We start from the raw sequence: 20,081 nt of genomic DNA on the forward strand, positions 1-20,081 counted from the left end.
CTGCCGCGTCAGTCTCGACGTGAACGAGCCCGACCCCGAGAACATGATCATCGTGGCCTTCGACGCCGATCTGCGGGTGATCCACGTGTCGGCGATCGATCGCTTCGTCGCCCGGATCCGCCGTGAGTGGCCGGCGCGGTATCATCGGGACGTGGGACCGATCGACGACGCATGGCTGTGGGCGTGGGCGAACGACCACCTGCGCTACGAACGTGGAATCCTCCAGAACACCCCCGAGACCCACTGAGTCGCCCAGTTTCAGTTCGTTTCCGTCGAATCGGAACGGTCGAGAGCGTTAAGGTCGATCGCGGACCGGCGATTCCGCCCCGACGTTCGGGAGCCTGTTGGGTTCGGAGTCGCCGGTCGTCGCCCTGTAAGCGTCCCCCCCGCGACACGCCAACATGCGAGAAGCCCCGACCCACTATCGATCGAGTCGAGGCCGCCCGCAGAACGGGATAGGGGTGCCGGGTTTCTGTAGAAGTCACGATCTGATCTGACAGGTACCCCTTCGACGCGTTGACTGTCAGATCAAGCCGAGAGCTGCTTCGCCTCGGCCAGATGCTTCGACTCGGTCAGCGTAGCATACGGCGTCCTTCCGTCACAGCGCTTGCCCTGGTGTGGCCGGCGATGATTGTACTCGTCGAGCCATGCGTCCAGGTCAGCCTGCAGTTCCTCGATCGAAGTGTAGATCTTCCGTCGCAGGGCGACCTGGTAGAACTCCTCGAGGATCGTCTTGTGGAAGCGCTCGCAGATGCCGTTGGTCTGCGGGCTCTTCACCTTCGTCTTCGTGTGCTCGATGTCGTTGAGCGCCAGGTACAGCTGGTACTCGTGCTTGTCGACCTTGCCGCAGTACTCCGTCCCACGATCCGTCAAGATCCGCAGCACGTCGATACCCTCGGCCTCGTAGAAGGGAATCACACGGTCGTTGAGCAGGTCTGCCGCGGTGATCGCAGACTTCTGCAGGTAGAGTTTCGCGTGGGCATGGCGGCAGAAGGTGTCGATGTACGTCTGCTGGTAGATTCGCCCCACACCCTTCATCGTCCCCACGTAGAAGGTGTCCTGCGATCCGAGATAGCCGGGGTGCTCGGTCTCGATCTCGCCATGCGCCTTTCGTTCCTCCGTCGCTTGCTCCAGGGCCTGGACCTGGCTTTCGGTGAGGACATAGCCGCCCTCGGCCATCTTCGCCTCCAGCGCCTTCAACCGCTTCTTCTTCCTCTCCAGCTCGTGCCGCTGCCAGATGCAACGGACCCCGGCCGGAGAGACCGTCAGGCCGTAGAGCTCGCTCATCTTGTTGGCGATCCGGACCCGACCGTAGGCCGGATACTCGAGAGCCAGGCCGCAGACCTTGTCCTCGATCTCCTGGGGCACCCTGTTGCGGGGATTGGGCTTACGCCGGCTGATCTCCCGGAGGCCCTCGATCCCGGCCTCCTCGTAGCGGCGCTTCACCCGGTAGAACGTGTCCCTCGAGTACCCGAGGGTCTTGCAGGCCTCGCTCACGTTCTCCATGTACGCGGCCAGCTCTAGCAAGCCGAGCTTGCCCTTGATAAGCTTCTCCTGGGTCGTCACGGTTCTTCTCCCTTTCAGGTGGTAGTGCGCCGAAAGGGTACCGTGACGGCCCGTCCTCTCCTAGGACGAGTGTCCGATCAAGTCGTAGCTTCTACAATCCATATATCCCGTCTGCGTCGTCGTTCACCTATCCCGTCACCATAGAGCGGTTTCTCCCACTGAGGCGGTGCTGTGAACCGCATGCATCAGCGCGCTCTAGACCTACGGCCCTGCCAATCATGGAGATTACCATGCATCCCGCGCCAACACCCTCCGGAACGCTTTGCGCCTTGCTCACCCGGGTAGCGAAAGTCCTTTGCTTGTCCGCCGCCGTCAATACGTTCTGTCTGTCCGCACCCAGCTTCGCGCAATCCGACCCTGCCAGCTTCGTCGACAAGCTTCGACCTCGTGTCTGGATCGGCGATGCAGAAGAGCGCTATTCCCTCGATGAACGTATGGCGGACTATGACGTGCCGGGCGTGGCTGTCGCCATCATTGATGATGGACAGGTCGTTCTTGCCTCGGGATTCGGTGTACGGCAGTCCGGTACGACGGATCCAGTCGATGCTGACACGGTGTTTTCAGCGGGATCAGTCAGCAAGGTCGCAACGGCGAGCCTCGTATTGAGACTCGTGAACGCAGGCGCACTCGATCTGGATGCCCCCATTGCCACTCAGCTGGAGAGCTGGTCCCTGCCAGATCATCCGGAGTTCGACGAAACTCGCATTACACTGCGCACGATCCTGTCGCATACGTCCGGCTTCAATATGCACGGTTTTCGAGACTTCCAGCCTGGTGACGATCTCCCGTCGACGATCGATACGCTGGAGGGCCGAAGCCCAGCCGTGAACGACCCGCTCACACTCTTGTTCGAGCCCGGGTCCGAGTACAAGTATTCCGGCGGCGGCTATACGCTCGCCCAACAGATCGTCGACGACGTCGACCCCACAGCAGATTTCGATACGATCGCCAACACGCATCTGCTGGCGCCGCTCGGTATGACGCGCAGCACTTTCACCAACCCACTGCCGCCAGATCATGGAAATATCGCGATGGCCCACAACCGAGATGGCACGCCCGTCGCGCTGCCACGCGGCTATGAGGCCTTCCCGGAACGCGCGGCGTCCGGCCTATGGACGAGCGCGAGTGATCTCGCGAACCTGGTTGCCGCCCTTCTGGCCAGCTATCGGGATGATGACGGCTTTCTCCCCCGCTCGCTGGCGCAAGACATGATGACACCCGTTTCCCCCAGCGAGCACGGGCTGGGCCCGCGTATCGAGGGCCGTGATGATGCCCTCCTCTTCCACCATGGCGGCGTGAACTCCTCCTACCACGCCTGGATCGAGGGGCATCTCGCTACCGGTGACGGTTTGGTCATTCTCACCAACGGCGCCAACGGCAATGGGTTGATCACGGAAATCAGAAACGGTGTTTCCGACGCGATGAACTGGGAGATCAACGAGCCGATCCGGGTTCCCGAAATCGTCCTCTCCGCAGAACAGCTCTTGGACTATACCGGCTGGTATCGCGTGGACACCGACTTTCCCTACGCCCTGCGCCGCATCATGATTCGCAGGCTCTTCGACCAGCGAATTCACATCGAGGCGGACGGCGAAAGGTTGACCATGACCGTGGACGGCGATGACGGTGCGATCGCACTCATCCCGCTATCACCGAACCGGTTCTGGATCGAGGGCTTCGGATTACGCCTGGGCATTGCCGAACTGGAATTCCATCGCGATGCATTTGGAGACACGCATTCGGTTACCTTCCATTTGCCGAATGCCAGCTCTCACTACGTGCGCGACTGAAGGCGTGCAGGGTAGCCGATCGGCCGACCCGCTCGATTGCTGAACGCCCGCGCGACTGGCGCTCGCCTGGTGCGTCTGGGATCTGGCTGGAGCCTTCCCGACTCATGACACGGGAACGCAGACCTTCGACAGCCAGCTCAGTGATGCGTTGCTCGACCAGGTCGAGCTCGTGACGCGGCCGTGGTGCGCCTCGCTCCGAGGTCCGCACCGACACCGAACACCAGGACCACTCCCCCGCCGCGCGGTCGCGGCGTCGGAGTCGGGCGCGCCCACCAGGATCGAGTCGCGCAGGATCTTCGAGTCGGCCGCAGCCGCGCCAGAATCGTCGATCGCACCGAGCGCGGGAATCGTCAGCCGGAGCGCCCGTTGCGGGCCTCTTCGGCCAGTTCGGCGAGAACGACCAGGGCGTCGACCGGCCGCAGCGTGTCGGTGTCGAGTTCCTTCAGCCGCTCCACCACCGGGTGCGGCGCCGGGGGCGCGCTCTCGAACAACGGCAACTGGAAGCGCGGTGGCGGCGGTGCGGGGGCGTCCTCCGCGTCGCTCTCCAGGGCCTGGGCGCGGTCGAGCAGTTCGCGGGCGCGCTCGAGCACCGGAGCCGGCACGCCGGCCAGCTCGGCCACATGGATCCCGTAGCTGCGGTCGGCCGCGCCGGGCACGACCCGATGCAGGAACAGGATCCGCCCCTCGTACTCGCGCACCTCGAGTTGGGCGTTCACCGCCCGCGGCAGGCGCTCGGCCACGGCCGTGAGTTCGTGGAAGTGCGTGGCGAAGAGCGTGCGCGGGTGCACCGGTCCTTCGTGCAGGAACTCGACGATCGCGCGCGCCAGGGCCAGGCCGTCGCGCGTCGACGTCCCCCGCCCCACCTCGTCGAAGATCACCAGACTGCGCGCGGTCGCCCCGCGCAGGATGCGCGCGGTCTCGGTCATCTCCACGAGGAAGGTGCTCTGTCCGCGCGCCAGGTCGTCGCTCGCGCCCACGCGCGTGTGCACGCGGTCGACCAGGCCGATGCGCGCACGCCGCGCGGGGACGAAGCTGCCCATCTGCGCCAGGATCACGATCAGCGCCGTCTGTCGCAGGTAGGTGGACTTGCCGCCCATGTTCGGGCCCGTCAGCAGCACGATCTGGCGCTGCGCCGGATCGAGCCGCACGTCGTTCGGCACGAAGCTCTCGTCGCTCAGGCGTTCGACCACCGGATGACGACCGTCCTCGACGTCGAGCTGCAGGTCGGGTTCGACGCGGGGCCGGCGGTAGTCCTGCTCGCGCGCGATCGTCGCCAGGGCCACCAGCGCGTCGAGCGTGGCCAGGGCGTCGAGCGCGTCGTGCACCGGACCGAGGTCCTCGGCGAGTTCTGCGACCAGATCGGAGAACAGCGTGGCCTCGCGTTCGACCTGCAGTTCCTCGGCGCGCAGGATCTCCTGCTCGCGTTCCTTCAGGGCCTCGGTCACGAAGCGCTTGCCACTGGTCAGGCGCTGCTTCTCGACGTAGTCGTCGGGGACCTTGTCGAGGTGTTTGTTCGTGACCTCGACGTGGTAGCCGAAGACCTTGTTGAAGCCGACCTTCAGGTTGGCGATGCCCGTGCGCTGGCGTTCGCTCTCCTGGTAGCCGGCGATCCAGGTCTTGCCGTCGCGGTTGAGCGCGCGCAGGCGATCGAGTTCTTCGTCGTGGCCCTCGCGGAACACACGGCCGTGGCGCAGGTGCGTGGGCGGTTCGTCGACCAGCGCGGCGGCCAGCCGCTCGGCGAGTTCGGTGCAGGCGTCGGCGTGCCGCTCGACGTCGCCCAGCAGCGGGGTGTCGCAGTCCCGCGTGCGTTCGACCAGCGAGGGCCAGCGCTGCAGTCCCGCGCGCAGGGCGGCCAGTTCGTGCGGCAGCGCGCGGTGGGTGGCGATGCGTCCGACGATGCGTTCGAGGTCGCCGATCCCACGCAGGGTCTCGCGCAGGCCGTCGAGACGCCCCGCCTCGGCCAACAGTGCATCGATCGCGTCGTGCCGCGCGCAGATGCCCTGCACGTCGCACAGTGGCGCGCGCATCCACGCGGCCAGACGGCGCCGGCCGAGCGGCGTGCAGGTGCGGTCGACGTGGTGGAACAGACTCGACGCGCGGTCGGCGCCGCGCATGCTCTCGAACAGTTCCAGGTGGGCCACCGTCTCGCGGTCGAGGTGCAGGCGTCCCTCGCCGCGGTCGACGTGCACACGTCGCACCTGCGTGGGCCGGGCCCGCTGGCGGTCGGCCAGGTAGCGCAGGGCGGCCCCCGCCGCGCCCACCGCCGGTTCGTCGGGATCGAGCCCCAGGCCGTCGACGGCGGCCACCGCGAAGTGATCGCACAGGGCCTCCGAGGCGATCGACGGGTCGTAGTGCAGGCGCGCGTAGGTGGTGACCGTCGTCGCGCCGAGCGTGCGCTCGACCTCGGTGCCCGGCGGCAACGGATCGGGGGCGACGACCTCGGCCACCTCGTACCGCCGCAGCAGAGCACTCACGTCCTCCGGCGGCGACGACCCACAGCGGAACTCGCCGGTGGAGCCGTCGAGCAGCGCCCAGCCCCAGTCGCCGTGGCGGCGCGGCTCGACGGCCAGCAGGAACACGGCGTCGGCCCCGCGGATCAGGGCGGGGTTGGTGACCGTGCCCGGCGAGATCACCTCGACGACCTCGCGCTTCACCAGACCGCGGGCCTTCTTCGGATCCTCGGTCTGCTCGCAGATGGCCACGGTCAGACCGTGCTCGAGCAGGCGCGTGAGATGGTGCTCGAGGGCGTGGTGCGGCACCCCGGCCAGCGGGATGGGATCGTCGCCCTGCTTCTCGCGCGCGGTCAGGGTGAGCCCGAGCAAGCCGGCCACGAGCTCGGCGTCGTCGAAGAAGGTCTCGTAGAAGTCGCCCATGCGGAACAGCAGCACGGCGTCGGGGTGCTGTTCCTTCAACCCCAGGTACTGCGCCATCATGGGCGTGACGTTGCCCCGAGCCTTCGGGCTCATCGGCCGCCCCGCGTGGGAGACAGGACCAGGGTGGTCCAGCCCTCGTCGCGCAGTGAGCGTTGCGCGCGTTCGGCCTGCGCGCGCGTGAGGTAGCGCCCTCCCACCACGCGGTACAGCGGCGCCTCGTCGCGGCGTTCCAGCTCGATGCGCAGCTCGTCGACCTCGCCGTCGAGACGCTCGGCCAGACGTAAGGCCAGCGCGCGGTCGCGGAAGGCGCCGAACTGCAGGGCGAAGCCCTCGCGGCCTTCGTCCAGGTCGTGGGTCAGGCCCGCCGGAAGATCGTCGCTCCCGGTGGGCGTGTCACGGGTGACCCACGAGGCCTCCGCACTCTCGGGGTACTCGGACCGGAGACGACGGGCGTGTTCGTCGGCGGTGTCGGTGTCTCCGCGCTCGCGCGCGGCCCGCTCCAGGACGCTCAACGCCAGGCTCCCGGCCGACGGATCGTGGTCGAGCGAACGCTGGGCGTCTTCGGTCGCCGCCTCGGTCCGGCCGCCGCGCAGGGCGAGTTCGGCGAGGAGTGCGCGGGCCGTGGCGAAGACGGGCATGTCCGGCTCGATCGCTCGGAACGACCGGGTGGCGGCACCCGGCTGCCCGGCCGCCTGCTCGGCCATCCCGAGCCACAGCAACGCCGAACCGTCACCGACGTCGCGCCCCGGTCCGGTGAGCGGCCGCAGCAGTTCCGCTGCGGTCTGGTACCGGCCGCGGGCGAACTGCTCTCTCGCGCGCGCCATGGTGATCCGGCGCGCGAGGGCCGGGGAGTCCGCCCCCGACGCCAGGTCCAGGGCCTGCCGGTCGAAGCGATCGGGGTCGGTGTCCAGCTTCGCACGTAGCCATCGCGTACTGTCGCCCAGAGCGATGTCGCGGGACTTCCAATCGTCGAAGAGATCGGCTGCGAGCTGGTACCGACCCAGCCTGGTGAGTTCGACCATGCGTTCGTGCTGCTGCGCACCGCCGACCGCGACCATGGTGCCGGCGACGAGGAACAGGGCCAGGACGACGAACACGATCCGCGGAGTCTTCACTGGAGTCGCCCTCCCGGGATCGACGCGGGGGACTCCACCCGATTCGACGGCCTCGTCTCGGGAAGCACGGGCCGGAGCGGTCCGACGTATCCGCATCGGCCACACCCCGCGCGGGGCTCGACCTCCTCGGTCCCACACTCGGGGCAGCGCCAGGCGCGCGGACCGAAGGCGTCGGGCAACATCGACAGCAGCCCTCGGAGTTCGGACTCGTCGCCGCGGGCGTGCAGGTGTCGGATCCATCCGGCCCATGCGTCGGTCTGCGTCGATGCGCCGTCGGGTGCCTCCTCGAGCAACGCGAAGAATTCCTCGCGGTCACCTCGACGCAGACGCAGATCCGCCGTCGCCCGCCACAGCCACACGTCGTCGGGACGCTCGGCCCGCAGAGCCTCCATGGTGTCGACGAGAGCCTCCAACCGGCCCTTCTGCAGGGAAGCCTCGAGGACGCGCCCCAGCAGCAGCTCGCCGCCACCCGGGGCACGCCTCAGACCCGCGATCCAGTGGTCCACGGCGGTCTCGACCATCCCGGCATGCATCTCGGTGTCGCCGAGGACCACGTACCCCGCTGCCCGCGTCGGGTCGGTCTCGATGGCCGTGCGGGCCACCCGGGCCGCGGTCTGCACCTCGCCGGTGCGCAGGTGCTCGCGGGCGATCTCGGCCAGGCCGTCGGCCACCCGGGCCCGCCCCTCGGCGTCGTCGGGTTCCGACGCCACCCTTCGGACCAGCACGTCGACCGCGTCGGCGAAGCGCCGCAGCCGGACGAGCGCCCGCGCGCGGCGGTCGAGGATCTCGCTGTCCTCGTAGTGCTCGTCCAGGGCCGCCAGACGCGTCTCGGCGCGCTCGTCGTGGTCAGCAGCGAGCAGGTCGTCGACCAGCTCCAGCTCGACCAGGCGCCTCTGCTCCGGCGTGAGGCCCGTGCGGCCGAGCACTGCGTGGTGCAGGTGCAGAGCCTGCTCGATCTCCCCGTCCTCGCGCAGCAGGTGACCGAGCACCAGCATGGTCTCGACGTCGACGTCGGGGGCCTCGACCGCCGAGCGCAGGAGCCGGACGGCGTGGGTGCGATCCCCCCGGGCGAGTGCGAGCAGGGCGGCGGCCGGCCCCTCGACGGGGCGTCGCTTCACCGGTGCGCGCTGGAACAGCAGGGTGACCACGACGAGCACGATCACGATCGCGGCACCCAGCAGTCCGAGGGTCACGGCGTCGGGCATGGATCGACGGCCCCTGTCATCGGAGGAGGGCGCCCGTCGGCGCCACGGGTCAGGACTTCGGGTCGGGTCGGCCCGCAGGGTCGCCCACCGCGGGGGTCTCGTCCAGTCCCTGTAGCGGGGACTTGCGCAGGTGGTCGACCTCGCGCTTCAGCTTGCCCTGCTCGCGCAGGACCCGCGACACGCGCATCCGCCACTGCAGCTCACGCACCGCCGTGAAGGCCAGACCGAAGAACAGCCCCACGAGTGCCGACCCGAACATCACCAGGAACACGGGCACGTCGGTCGGGTGCCACCCCAGCAGGTGGATCTCGGCGACGACGGCGTCGTTGCTGACGGCCACGAAGACGAGCAGCGCCAGTAGGACGACGAACAGGATGATCTTAAGCAGCCACCACACGGTCGGCCTTCCAGACGAGAGCCTGCGGCTCTCCGAAGAAGTTGGTGCCCTCGACGCCGGTGATCCGCACGCGCAGCTCGTCGCCGACGTTCACGCCGGGACGGCGCGGAACGAGGACCTTGCGGTTGTTCAGGGTCCGTGCCCGATGGAACCCACGGCCCTTGTGATCGGTTCCCTCGATCGCGACCGTCCATTCCTCACCGACGAGCGACGAGGACAGGTCACGCCATATCGATTCCTGCAATCGGATGACCCGCTGCAGACGCTGGTCCTTCACCGCTTCGGGGACGTCGTCGACCAGGCGCGCCGCGGGCGTCGCCGGCCGCTCGGAGTACTTGAACATGAAGGCGCTGTCGTAGCGCACGTCTTCCATGACCCGCAACGTGGCCTCGAAATCCTCGTCGGTCTCGCCGCAGAAACCGACGATGATGTCGGTGCTGAAGGTCACGCCGTCGAGGAGTTCGCGGGAGCGCTCGACCACGTGCATGTAGTCGGCCAGCTTGTGACCGCGCTTCATGCGACGCAGCATGCGATCGCTGCCGCTCTGGATCGGCATGTGCAACCAGGGCGAGATCTCGTCGTGCGCGGCGATCGCTCGTAGGGTCTCCTCGGGGAAGTCGGTCGGGTGGCTCGTGAGGAAGCGCACCCGGCGGATGCCGTCGACCTCGGCCACACGCGCGATCAACTCGGCGAAACTGGCCTCGGGGTGGCGGTACGCGGTCACGTTCTGGCCGAGTAGCGTGACCTCGGCCCCGCCCACCTCGACGATCTTCTCGATCTCGCCGATCACCGTGTCGGGATGCTTGTGCCGCAGCACGCCGCGCGTGGACGGCACCACGCAGAAGGTGCAGCGGTAGTCGCAGCCCTGGGTGATCGACACGAAGTGGCTGTTGTTCGTGGGCGAGGTCTCGGGTTCGGCCTCGTAGGTGACGGTGCCGTCGACCTCGAGGTCGAACTGGGGCTTGCCCGTCCGCAGGTTCTCCTCCACCAGATCGGCGATGCGACCGTAGTTGTCGGTGCCGACGACCAGGTCCACCGCCTTCTTCCGCTTCTCGTGCAGCTCCTCGCCCATGCGCTGGGCCATGCAGCCGAGCACGCCGATGCGCACGTCGGAACGACGGTTCTTGTACTGCTGCAGCTCGCCGATGCGGCCGAGCACGCGCTGTTCGGCGTTGTCGCGGATCGCACACGTGTTCAGCAGCAGCAGGTCGGCGTCGGCCGGCGAGTCGACCTCGTGCCAGCCCGCGGTGCGCAGTCCATCGCGCACGGCGTGGCTGTCGTAGACGTTCATCTGGCAACCGTAGGTCTCGATGTAGACCCGTCGCGTGGTCGGCTCGCTCATGCGGCGGCTCCTGATCCCGAGGGGCTGCGGTGTGCTTCTTCGTGTCCGGCGCGCCGTCCGCGCAGGCGACCCCGTTCGTCGAGCGCGGTGACGTGGACCTCGACCGTGCGCCGGACCAGCTCCGGCGCGGCGTCGATCCACACCGTGGCGTAGTCGTCGAGCATCACCTCGGACAGTCCGTCGTCGGTGCCGGCGCCCTCGACGATCCCCCGCCAGCGGCGCCCGACGTGCCGGCGCAGGAAGTCCTCGCGCCTGGCCCGACCCTGGACGCGCAGGATCTCGGCCCGCTCCATGGCCACGGCCCGCGGGACCTTGTCGCCCATGCGCTCGGCGGCGGTGTTCGCGCGGTCGCTGTACGGGAAGACATGGTAGAAGTGGATCGGCAGCCGCTCAAGCAGGCTGCGGGTGGTCTCGAACTCGGCGTCGGTCTCGCCCGGGAATCCCACGATGACGTCGGCGCCGAAGCCGAAGTCGCCGTCGAGGGCCGCGACGTCCCGCACCAGGCGCTCGTAGTAGCCGGCCGAGTAGGCGCGCCGCATGCGGCGCAGCACCGTGTCGGCCCCCGACTGCAGGGGCAGGTGCAGGTAGCGGCACAGGCGCGGCTCGTCGACCAGGGCCCGCGCCAGCCGAAGGTCGACCTCACCGGGGTCGATGCTCGACAGACGGATCCGCACCGTCTCGGGGAGCACCGCGAGCAGCATGTGCAGCAGGTCCACGAGGTCGGTCGCGTGCTCGAGGTCGCGCCCGTAGTGGCCGATGTGCACGCCGGCCAGCACGATCTCCTCGTAGCCGTGGGCGGCGAGCTTCCGGGCCTGCTCGACCACGTCGCGCGGGGGCCGGCTGCGGCTCGGGCCGCGCGCGCGCCAGATCGCGCAGAAGGTGCAGCGCATGTCGCAGCCCTCCTGCACCTTGATCGTCGCGCGCGAGTAGTCGCCGAAGGAGTCGATCCACTCGGCCGCCATGCTCTGGCCGCGGCGGTAGCGGCCGACCTCGACCACGTCCTCGCCGGCCACGACCCGTGGCAGGTGGTCCGGGAGCGCGCGCTTCTCCTCGTTGCCCAGCACGGCGTCGATCTCGTCGCGTCCGGACAGGCCGTCGCCGGACAACTGCGCGTAGCAGCCCGCCAGGACCACGCGGGCCGACGGGTGGCGGCGCTTCACCGCGCGGGCCATCTGCCGGCACTTCTGCTCGGCGCGGGCGGTCACCGCGCAGGAGTTGATGACGTAGACGTCCGCGGCGTCGGTCCACCCCACGACCTCGGCGGCGGGAAGGTCGGTCTCGACCCGCAGGCGCATGCCCTCGGTCTCGAACTGGTTCAGCCGACAGCCCAGGGTGTGGAAGGCGACACGCATGACGCTCGGTCCGGGGGTGGGTACGAAGGAGCCCCGCCGAAGCGGGGCCCCATCTTCTTCCGAAGTGCTCCGGGACGCAATGCCCGGCCCGGATCAGGAGTCCTCGGCGGCGAGCTCGCGGTCGAGCTCGTCGTCCTTCTCCCGCTCCAGTTCCGCGATCTCCTCTTCGGTGAGCTCGCGCTTCGGGTGGGCCTCGACGAACTCCGCCTGCTCGTCCTGGTGCGACTCGAAGTACTTCGTGGCGCTCAGGACGATCTTGCGGTTCTCGGGCTGGATCTTGATCACCGTCAGCGGGATCTCGTCGCCCGGGCGGAAGTGCTCGATCGGACGTTCGATCCCCTCGATGCCCAGGTGCTGCAGGGGCACGAAGCCCTCGACCTGGTCGTCGATCTCGACGATCGCCCCGTGCTCGAGCGCCCGGACGATCGTGCCCTGGCACTCGGTGCCCGGCTCGAAGCGCTCGGCGAGCGTGTCCCACGGGTTGTCGACGAGCTGCTTGATCCCCAGGGAGATGCGACGCTTCTCCTTGTTGATGTCGAGGATCATGACGTCGATCGAGTCGCCCTTCTTGACGATCTCCTTGGGGTGACGCACGCGCTTGGTCCAGCTCATGTCGCTGATGTGGACCAGCCCGTCGATCCCGTCCTCGACCTCGACGAAGGCGCCGAAGTCGGTCAGGTTGCGCACCTTGCCCTCGATGACGGTTCCCGGCGGGTACTTGTTCGCCAGGCCCTCCCAGGGATCGGGCTCGGCCTGCTTCAGGCCCAGGGAGATCTTCTCGTTCTCCTTGTCGACCTTCAGCACCATGGCCTCGACCTCTTCGCCGATCGAGACGACCTTGCTCGGGTGGCGCACGTTGCGGGTCCAGCTCATCTCGCTGATGTGGATGAGACCCTCGATGCCCTTCTCGAGCTCGACGAAGGCGCCGTAGTTCGTGATCGACACGACCTTGCCCTTCACCACGTTGCCCTCGGGGTACTTGATGTCGACGTCCGTCCACGGATACGGCTGCAGTTGCTTCAGACCCAGGCTGATGCGCTCGCGATCACGATCGAACTCGAGCACCTTGACCTCGAGATCGTCGCCGATGCCGACCATCTCGCCAGGATTGTTCACACGACCCCAGCTCATGTCGGTGATGTGCAGCAGGCCGTCGATGCCGCCGAGATCGACGAAGGCACCGAAGTCCGTGATGTTCTTGACCACACCCTTGCGGATCTGACCCTTCTCGAGCTCGCCGATGAGCTTGCGCTTCTTCTTGTCGCGCTCGTCCTCGAGCACCACACGACGGCTGACCACGATGTTCCGGCGACGCTTGTTGATCTTGATGATACGGAACTCGAAGGTCTCACCGATGAGCGCGTCGAGATCGGGAACCTGACGCAGGGCGACCTGCGAACCGGGAAGGAACGCGTCGACGCCCATGAGGTTGACCACCAGGCCACCCTTGATGCGTCGCTCGACCACACCGTGCACGGTGCGCACGCGGTCGAAAGCGTACTTGATGTCTTCCCAGACCTTGAGGAAGTCGGCCTTCTCCTTGGACAGCGCGATCAGACCGTCCTGGTCCTCGATCGTCTCGAGGTACACGTCGTAGACGTCGCCGACCCGCACGCGGTCACTGCCGCGGAACTGGTCGAGCGGGATCGTGCCCTCGGACTTGAAGCCGACGTCGACGAGGATCTCGTTGTCACGGACGTCGACGACGGTTCCCTTGACGATCTGGCCTTCCTTGATCTCGGCCAGGGTCCCCTCGTAGAGCTGGATCATCTCCAGGAACTGATCGTCGGAGTACTCCTCCTCCTCGATCAGTTCGGGATTCACGATGTCCTTCGGATCGAAGGATTCGGTCAGGCGGGTTCCGGTCTGCGGGCGACCGCCGCGCGCATTGGCGTCGGCGCCGGCCTCCGGGTTCGAAGTGGATTGGGTGGACATTCTCGAACAACAACTCCTTCAACGTGGATTTGCCCGCGCGAAGCGGGCATCGCGGGAGTATAGGTCCGCGCGCGGCGCCCTGCAAGGCGCGCGCCCACCCGGAATCAGCCCGCGAATCGCTCCGCACGGTGCAGCAGGGCCTTGATCTGGGCCAGGTAGAGCTCGCCCACCCGGCCCTGGACCTGGGAGTCGTCCAGCCCCTGGGCCCGCAGCGCGTCGGTGGCACGCAGGTGGGTCGGCGGCCCGACCCAGACCTCGAAGCCGCCCCCGCGACCCCGCAATGCCCGCGCGTGTTCGGTCGTACCCCGGACCAGACAGGGCAGATAGGCCGCCCCCGTGGTCATCGAGAGCAGGCCCAGCCCCCGCTTCACGGGCCCCGGCCGCCCCGGCGGCTTACGCGTGCCCTCGGGGAAGATCATGACGTTGCCGCCGGCGCCCAGGATCGCCTCGGCGATGGCGAAGGCCTCGGCGTCGAAGCGCCCCCGCACGATCGGGATCACGCCGTAGAAGCGCAAGAAGGCCCCCAGCAGGCCCTTGAAGAGCTCTCGCTTGGCGATGAACGACACCTGGCGGTCGATCTGGCTGCCGAGGACGATCGGGTCCCAGTAGGAGTTGTGGTTGCAGGCGACGATGAGCGGCGCCTCGATCTCCTGGTGCGCCGCCCCGAAGATCCGCATGCGGTACGGGATCTTCACGGCGGCCCGGATCACGGCCTTGGTGATCCGGTAGCTGATCTGACGGTAGCGGAAGGGCTTCAGCCGCGCCCGAGGGACCCGCCGTGGACGGCAGGCCTCGGCGTGGGCACACACGCGGTCGACGACCTGCTCGAAGTCCAGGCCCGTGGTGTCGACCACCGCGGCGTCGGGCGGAATGCGCAGGGGGCTCTCCGCGCGGCCCGAATCACGGCGGTCGCGCTCCGTGAGTTCGGCCACCACCCGTTCCAGCACCGCCGGGTCGTCGCCCCGGCCGGCCTGCAGGGCGCGGCGGCGGGCGCGCTCCTGCACCGAAGCGTCCAGGTAGACCTTCGCGCGGGCCAGGGGCAGGACCTGGGTGCCGATGTCGCGGCCCTCCATGACCACGCCGCCCGAGTGCTCCCAGCTCGCCACGCGCTGGCGGCGCTGCATGGCGGCCCGCACCTCCGGGTGCGCGCTCACCCCCGAGACCTCGGCGTCGACGCTGGCCGATCGGATGGTGTCGCCGGCCCGCCGGCCGTCGACGACCAGATCGCTACCCTCGAAGTGCAGTCGCAGGCTCTCGAGCCGCCGCGCCAGGGCGGGGCCGTCTTCGAGGGCCAAACCTTCCTGCAGGGCGGCGTGGGTGAGGGCGCGGTACATGGCACCGGTGTCGACGTGGGCCAGGCCCAGCCGCTCGGCGACGGCGCGGGCCACCGAGCTCTTCCCCGAGCCGGCCGGGCCGTCGATCGCCACGTGCAGAGGGTCGAATTCCGGAGTCACGCGCGCAGTCCTTCGAGGTCGTGGCCGAAGCCGGGGTGCGACACGGCGGCCGCGGTGAGGTCGACGGTGATCGGCCCGGCGCCGTCGCGGGCGCTCACGCCGGCGGCCAGGACGGTGGCGGCCATGGCGATGCGATGGTCGTCGGTGGCGGGCAGGGCCGCCGTCGGACGGCGCGGGCCTCCGCCGTGGACCACGAGCCGGTCGTCGGTGCTCTCGCTGTCGACACCGAACACGCCCAGCAACGCCTGCATGGACGCCACGCGGTCGCTCTCCTTCACGCGCAGCTCGGCCACGCCGTCGAAGACCGAAGTGCCGGGTGCGAAGGCCGCACAGGCCACAAGCGCCGGCACCTCGTCGATCAGCGAGGGCACCACCGTTGCCTCGACGTGCAGCGGAGTCCAGACCGGTGCTGCCTCCACCGTGAGGTCGGCGGTGGTCTCGCCGGCGTGTTCGCGGGGCGCGCCCCAATCCGCCCCTGCCCCCGCAGCACGCAACGTCTCGACGAAGCCCGTGCGCGTGGAATTGCAGAGGACGTGGGAGAACGTCACCCGGCTGTGCGGCGTGACCGCCACCACCGCCGCCACCAGCGCCGCGGACGACGGGTCGGCCGGAACGTCGACGTCGAGCGCCCGCAGCGCCCGCGTCGCCCCGACCGCGGCGTGTCCGGGGGCCGCGTCGATCGGGGCGCCCATGGCCGCGAGCATGCGTTCGGTGTGGTCACGGCTCGCGCCCGGCTCGACCACCTCGACCGCCCGGCCCGAGAGCAACCCGGCCAGCAGCAGACAGGACTTCACCTGTGCCGAAGCGACACGGATCTCGAAGCGCCCTCCCCGGTGGACGGGGCCGGTGATCACCAACGGCGGCCGCGCGCCGTTGGTCGGGCCCTCGACCCGCGCCCCCATCGCCCGCAGTGGCACGGCCACCCGCTCCATGGGCCGTCGACCCAGGCTGGCGTCGCCGTCGAGCGTGCTGGTGAAGGGCTGTCCGGCACAGACGCCGGCGAGCAGGCGCATGGTGGTGCCCGAGTTGCCGCAGTCGAGTGCGTCGGTGGCCGGCCGCAGTCGGAAGCCGCGACCGTGGACGGTCCACGCTCCGGTGCCCTCTTCGTCGATCCGCACCCCGAGCGCGCGCAGGCACGAGGCGGTCGACCGCGCGTCGGCGCCGGGGTTGCCGCCGTGCACCGTGGCGGTCCCGTCGGCGACGGCGTTGAAGAGGAGCGCGCGGTGCGTGATCGACTTGTCGCCGACCGGGCGCAGCTCCCCGCGGAGCGGCCGCGATCCGTCGACCGCGACCGTCGGACCCGATGGATTCACGGTGACGTTCAGACTCCCGTGGTTCCCGCGGCGAACACGCGATCGAGGGCCCGCAGGAACGCGGCGTTCTCCTCTTCGGTTCCCGTGTTCACGCGGAACGATCCCTCACCGAGTCCGAAGGAATGCATCGGACGCACGATCACGCCCTCGCGCAGCAGGGCGCCGAAGACCTCGGTCGACTCCTGCGGCGTGAAGGCCAGGTAGAAATTGGTCTGCGACGGCACGATCCGGCAGCCGCGCTCCTGCAGCCCCTCACCGAGCTGGTCGAGGCGGCGGCGGTTGGTCTCGCGGCGTTCGGCCACGCGGTCCTGATAGCGCAGCGCCGTGGCCGCCGCCTTCTGCGCCAGACGGTTCACGTTGAAGGGCTGCCGCACGCGCTGCAGCATGCCGATCACCTCGGGGTGGCCGAGGGCGTAGCCGATCCGCAGCGCGGCGATGCTGTAGATCTTCGAGAACGACCGCACGCTGACGAGGTTCACGAAGCGCTCGCGCAGGCGGAAGAAGTCGGGGAAGTCGTCGGCGGTGACGAACTCGACGTAGGCCTCGTCGAGCACGACCAGCACGTCCTCGGGCACGCGCTCGAGGAAGCGCACGAGATCGGCCTCGCTCACGTAGGTGCCCGTGGGATTGTTGGGATTGCACACCATGACCGCACGCGTGCGCGGGGTGATGGCGTCGGCCATCGCGTCGAGGTCGTGCACGTGATCGCCGGTCAGCGGCACCGACACGCCCATGTCGAAGTGCGACTGCGACAGCAGCCCGTAGATCGGGAAGCTCGGGTGGGCGTAGACGATCTCGTCGCCGTCGCGGGCGACGAGGTGCACGATCAGCTCGAGGATCTCGTTGGCGCCGTTGCCGAAGAGGACCTCGTCGCGGCCGATCGGGTAGACCTCGGTGACCGCGTCGAGCAGGTGGTGCCATGTGGCATCGGGATAGCGGTGCAGTTCGTCCATTTCGGCTCGCAGAGCGTCCTTGACCTCGGGGAAGGGGCCCTCGGGGTACTCGTTGCTCGCGAGCTTGACGATGTGGTCGAGGCCGAGCTCGCGCTGGACCTCCTCGATGGGCTTCCCGGGTTCGTAGGGACGCAGCGCGCGCACCGCGGGACGGATGCGCTCGACGAATCGGGTGGGCTTCCTGCTCTCGGCACTGCTCATGGTCCGGCCTCCGACGCGGCATCCCGCGCGCCCGGGGCGCAGGAGCTGCCGCACCGGGCGTCGACGGACCCTCGCAGGCTAGACACCGGCACCGGGATCGTCAATCTCGGCCGTGGGCCGCGCGGATCGACCGCAGAGCGGCGTCTTCCTCCGGAGTGACCGAACGCAACGCGCCGGGAGGGAGGTCGCCGAGCTCGACGGGACCGAAGGCCACGCGGTGCAGCGTGTCGACCCGCGTGCCCGCCGCCTCCACCATCCTGCGGATCTGCCGATTGCGGCCCTCGCGCAGCTCCAGGCGGAGGCGACGGGGATCCCCAGGATCGGCCCCGACGCGGATGGGTGCGAGGGGACGGCCGTCGAGCCGCGTGCCGCCGTGGCGCCAGCGGTCGATGGTCGTCGGGTCCACCGGCTGGACGGTGCGGACGCGGTAGACCTTCCACACCGGGCGTGAGGGGTGCAGCAGCGCCTGGGACAGGTCGCCGGCGTCGGTCAGGAGCAGCACCCCCGACGACTCCCGGTCCAGCCGCCCCACGTGGAACAGGCCCGAGGTGGCGAGCGAGGGTTCGAGCACGTCGAGCAGACACGGGGCGTCGCCCTGGCGCCGCAGGCTCGACACCACCCCCACCGGCTTGTGCAGCACCAGGACCCGCGTCGACGTGGCGGGCCGGACGGAGCGGCCGTCGACCCGGACCTCGTCGTGGTCGGGGTCGACCCGCCGTCCCAGATCGCCGACGCGTTCGCCGTTGACCGTCACACGCCCGTCGCGGACGAGCGCCTCGACCCCTCGTCGCGACCCCACACCCGCTCGGGCCAGGAATCGATTGATCCGCATGGGGCCCACGGGAGGATCCCCGGCTCAGGAGGATTCCTGCGCGCGGCGGACGTCCTCTTCGGACTCGCCCACGGTCTCGTCCGCCTCGGCTTCTTCGTCGGCTTCGCCGTCGTCGGCATCGGCCCGCTCGAAGTCCTCGTCGCCGAGTTCCTCACCACGAGCGGTGGCCAACTGCTTCAACTCTTCCTTCTCGGCGAGGAGATCCTCGAGTTCGGAGAGCTGCGGCAGCTCGCCCACCGTGCGCAGCCCGATGTGGTCCAGGAACCCCTTCGTGGTGCCGTAGAGCAGCGGGTGACCGAGGGTCTCGGCGCGGCCCACGATCTGCACGAGGTCACGCTCGAGCAGGGTTCCGATCACGCCCGAGGCGGCGACACCGCGGATCTCCTCGATCTCCAGGCGCGTGACCGGTTGCTTGTAGGCGATGATCGCCAGCACCTCGAGCGCGGGACGGCTCAGGCGCTGCTTGCGCCGTCCCTTGAACAACCGCTTCACGAGGGTTGCGTGCTCCGGTCGCGTGCTGATCGAGAACCCACCGCCGAACTCGACGATCGTGAAGGCGTGCTGATCGCGTTCGTACTCTTCGCGGAGCTCGTCGATCGCCTCACGTACGGACTTGCGATCGACGTCGGGGAAGAATCCTGCCAGGCGATCCAGCGTCAGCGGCTGGTCCGAGGCGAAGAGCAGGGCTTCCAGATCACGTCGCATGGGGATCGTCCTCGTCGTCGTCCGCGTCCGCGGTCGGGGATTCCGTCTCTTCGTGGTCCGCCGCGGCTTCCGCCTCGACGCCGTCGTCCGGGGGAGCGGCCTCCACGGTGCCGGCCTCCGCCTCCATCACCGCGGGCTGCGAGTCGGTGTCTTCGGTCGCGGACGAGACCCCCGCCACGTCCTCGGTCTCTTCCGTGACCCCGTCGCCGGCCTCGAGCCAGATGTCACCGTAGGTCTCGCCCTGGTAGGCACGCACCCGCCGCGTCTTCAAGAGATCGAGCAGGGCGATGAAGGTCACGACCACCTCCATCTTCACCTGCATGTTCCCGAAGAGATCACCGAAGAGCACGCGTTCCTCGCGCTCGACCCGTCCGACGATGTGGTGCTCCTGACCCTCGACCGTGTAGACGTCGGTGTAGACGTGATGCACGTTCTCGCCGCGCATCTCCTCGAGAACGTTTCCCACGGCACGCAGGAGATCGTAGAGCGACAGCGAGAGTTCCGGCGCCTCCTCCTCGGCCTGGTCGAGGAAGGGGTAGTCCTGACCTCGTCGGAAGAACTCCGCGCGCTCGGTGGACTTCGAGGACAGGGCCCGCGCGGCTTCCTTGTACTTCTTGTACTCGAGCAACCGGCGCACGAGCTCGTCGCGTGGATCGCCCTCGTCGTCGTCGTCGTCGCCGGGCCGCTGCACGGGCAGCAGCATGCGGGCCTTGATCCGCATGAGCGTGCTGGCCATGACGAGGAACTCGCCCGCGTTGTCCAGCTCGAACACCTCGAGCTGTTCGATCGATTGCAGGTACTGCTGCGTGATGTGCGCGATCGGGATGTCGTAGACGTCGATCTCGTCGCGCTGGATCAGGTAGAGCAGCAGGTCGAGCGGGCCCTCGAACTGATCGAGGCGCACCGTGTAGCCCGTGCGCGCGACGCCGTTGCCGTTGGCCTCGTCGGGCCCGGCTCCGGCCGGCGTGGCGGGATTCGGATCGGAAGGGGTCTCGTGCAAGATGGCTCCCTGGCGCTGTTTCCCGGGATCTGCCCCGGGTGGCGGGGC

At 68.8% G+C, this 20,081-nt stretch carries 16 protein-coding genes; 2 read left to right on the forward strand and 14 right to left on the reverse strand.

Features of this window, described 5'->3' with window-relative positions; all coding sequences use genetic code 11:
- Positions 1 to 247 (forward strand): hypothetical protein (locus VKA86_08995; protein ID HKK71342.1); only part of this gene is annotated, 247 nt, incomplete at its 5' end.
- Between the two features lie 281 nt (positions 248 to 528).
- On the opposite strand, the gene VKA86_09000 is transcribed toward VKA86_08995, so the two are convergent.
- The gene (locus VKA86_09000; protein HKK71343.1) at positions 529 to 1,566 is read right to left on the reverse strand and encodes an IS481 family transposase; all 1,038 of its coding nucleotides are present in this window, start codon (positions 1,564 to 1,566) and stop codon (positions 529 to 531) included.
- 230 nt (positions 1,567 to 1,796) lie between these two features.
- On the opposite strand from VKA86_09000, the gene VKA86_09005 reads away from it, so the two are divergent.
- Positions 1,797 to 3,356, forward strand: coding sequence for a serine hydrolase domain-containing protein (locus VKA86_09005; GenBank protein ID HKK71344.1), 1,560 nt, complete (start codon positions 1,797 to 1,799; stop codon positions 3,354 to 3,356).
- Between the two features lie 350 nt (positions 3,357 to 3,706).
- On the opposite strand, the gene mutS is transcribed toward VKA86_09005, so the two are convergent.
- The 13 genes from mutS to VKA86_09070 all read right to left on the reverse strand — a co-directional run.
- The gene (mutS, locus tag VKA86_09010) at positions 3,707 to 6,322 is read right to left on the reverse strand and encodes a DNA mismatch repair protein MutS (GenBank protein ID HKK71345.1); all 2,616 of its coding nucleotides are present in this window, start codon (positions 6,320 to 6,322) and stop codon (positions 3,707 to 3,709) included.
- A complete protein-coding gene (locus tag VKA86_09015) occupies positions 6,319 to 7,344 on the reverse strand; it encodes an SPOR domain-containing protein (GenBank protein HKK71346.1) in 1,026 nt (341 codons plus the stop codon). The genes mutS and VKA86_09015 overlap by 4 nt, the downstream gene beginning before the upstream one ends.
- Complete coding sequence (locus VKA86_09020) at positions 7,341 to 8,549, reverse strand: tetratricopeptide repeat protein (protein HKK71347.1); 1,209 nt, start codon at positions 8,547 to 8,549, stop codon at positions 7,341 to 7,343. Before VKA86_09020 ends, VKA86_09015 begins: the two co-directional genes overlap by 4 nt.
- A 49-nt stretch (positions 8,550 to 8,598) precedes the next feature.
- A complete protein-coding gene (locus VKA86_09025) occupies positions 8,599 to 8,946 on the reverse strand; it encodes a LapA family protein (protein ID HKK71348.1) in 348 nt (115 codons plus the stop codon).
- Positions 8,930 to 10,288, reverse strand: coding sequence for a tRNA (N6-isopentenyl adenosine(37)-C2)-methylthiotransferase MiaB (gene miaB, locus VKA86_09030; GenBank protein ID HKK71349.1), 1,359 nt, complete (start codon positions 10,286 to 10,288; stop codon positions 8,930 to 8,932). The genes VKA86_09025 and miaB overlap by 17 nt, the downstream gene beginning before the upstream one ends.
- Positions 10,285 to 11,640, reverse strand: a complete 1,356-nt coding sequence (gene mtaB / locus VKA86_09035; GenBank protein HKK71350.1) for a tRNA (N(6)-L-threonylcarbamoyladenosine(37)-C(2))-methylthiotransferase MtaB — start codon at positions 11,638 to 11,640, stop codon at positions 10,285 to 10,287. Before mtaB ends, miaB begins: the two co-directional genes overlap by 4 nt.
- A 93-nt stretch (positions 11,641 to 11,733) precedes the next feature.
- The gene (locus VKA86_09040) at positions 11,734 to 13,575 is read right to left on the reverse strand and encodes a 30S ribosomal protein S1 (protein HKK71351.1); all 1,842 of its coding nucleotides are present in this window, start codon (positions 13,573 to 13,575) and stop codon (positions 11,734 to 11,736) included.
- 104 nt (positions 13,576 to 13,679) lie between these two features.
- Positions 13,680 to 15,029 carry a (d)CMP kinase gene (cmk, locus tag VKA86_09045; protein ID HKK71352.1) on the reverse strand — a complete coding sequence of 450 codons (1,350 nt, stop codon included), beginning with the start codon at positions 15,027 to 15,029 and terminating at the stop codon, positions 13,680 to 13,682.
- Entirely contained in the window at positions 15,026 to 16,342 is a 1,317-nt protein-coding gene (aroA, locus tag VKA86_09050) for a 3-phosphoshikimate 1-carboxyvinyltransferase (protein HKK71353.1), read from the reverse strand. Before aroA ends, cmk begins: the two co-directional genes overlap by 4 nt.
- 8 nt (positions 16,343 to 16,350) lie before the next feature.
- Complete coding sequence (gene hisC / locus VKA86_09055; protein ID HKK71354.1) at positions 16,351 to 17,496, reverse strand: histidinol-phosphate transaminase; 1,146 nt, start codon at positions 17,494 to 17,496, stop codon at positions 16,351 to 16,353.
- A gap of 100 nt (positions 17,497 to 17,596) precedes the next feature.
- Positions 17,597 to 18,328: a pseudouridine synthase gene (locus VKA86_09060; protein HKK71355.1), complete on the reverse strand. Its 732-nt coding sequence runs from the start codon at positions 18,326 to 18,328 to the stop codon at positions 17,597 to 17,599.
- Positions 18,329 to 18,352: 24 nt separating this feature from the next.
- On the reverse strand, positions 18,353 to 19,033 hold the full coding sequence (gene scpB, locus VKA86_09065) for an SMC-Scp complex subunit ScpB (GenBank protein ID HKK71356.1): 681 nt from the start codon (positions 19,031 to 19,033) through the stop codon (positions 18,353 to 18,355).
- A partial coding sequence (locus tag VKA86_09070; GenBank protein HKK71357.1) for a segregation/condensation protein A occupies positions 19,023 to 20,081 on the reverse strand: 1,059 nt, incomplete at its 5' end. The genes VKA86_09070 and scpB, both read right to left, overlap by 11 nt.

The sequence above is a fragment of the Candidatus Krumholzibacteriia bacterium genome (assembly GCA_035268685.1).
Classification (GTDB): domain Bacteria; phylum Krumholzibacteriota; class Krumholzibacteriia; order JAJRXK01; family JAJRXK01; genus JAJRXK01.

Coding starts and splice junctions, on each gene's coding strand:
- VKA86_09005 (HKK71344.1), top strand. CDS start 1,797: ATGCATCCCGCGCCAACACCCTCCGGAACGCTTTGCGCCTTGCTCACC.
- mutS (HKK71345.1), bottom strand. CDS start 6,322: ATGAGCCCGAAGGCTCGGGGCAACGTCACGCCCATGATGGCGCAGTAC.
- VKA86_09020 (HKK71347.1), bottom strand. CDS start 8,549: ATGCCCGACGCCGTGACCCTCGGACTGCTGGGTGCCGCGATCGTGATC.
- miaB (HKK71349.1), bottom strand. CDS start 10,288: ATGAGCGAGCCGACCACGCGACGGGTCTACATCGAGACCTACGGTTGC.
- mtaB (HKK71350.1), bottom strand. CDS start 11,640: ATGCGTGTCGCCTTCCACACCCTGGGCTGTCGGCTGAACCAGTTCGAG.
- VKA86_09040 (HKK71351.1), bottom strand. CDS start 13,575: ATGTCCACCCAATCCACTTCGAACCCGGAGGCCGGCGCCGACGCCAAT.
- hisC (HKK71354.1), bottom strand. CDS start 17,496: ATGAGCAGTGCCGAGAGCAGGAAGCCCACCCGATTCGTCGAGCGCATC.
- VKA86_09060 (HKK71355.1), bottom strand. CDS start 18,328: ATGCGGATCAATCGATTCCTGGCCCGAGCGGGTGTGGGGTCGCGACGA.
- scpB (HKK71356.1), bottom strand. CDS start 19,033: ATGCGACGTGATCTGGAAGCCCTGCTCTTCGCCTCGGACCAGCCGCTG.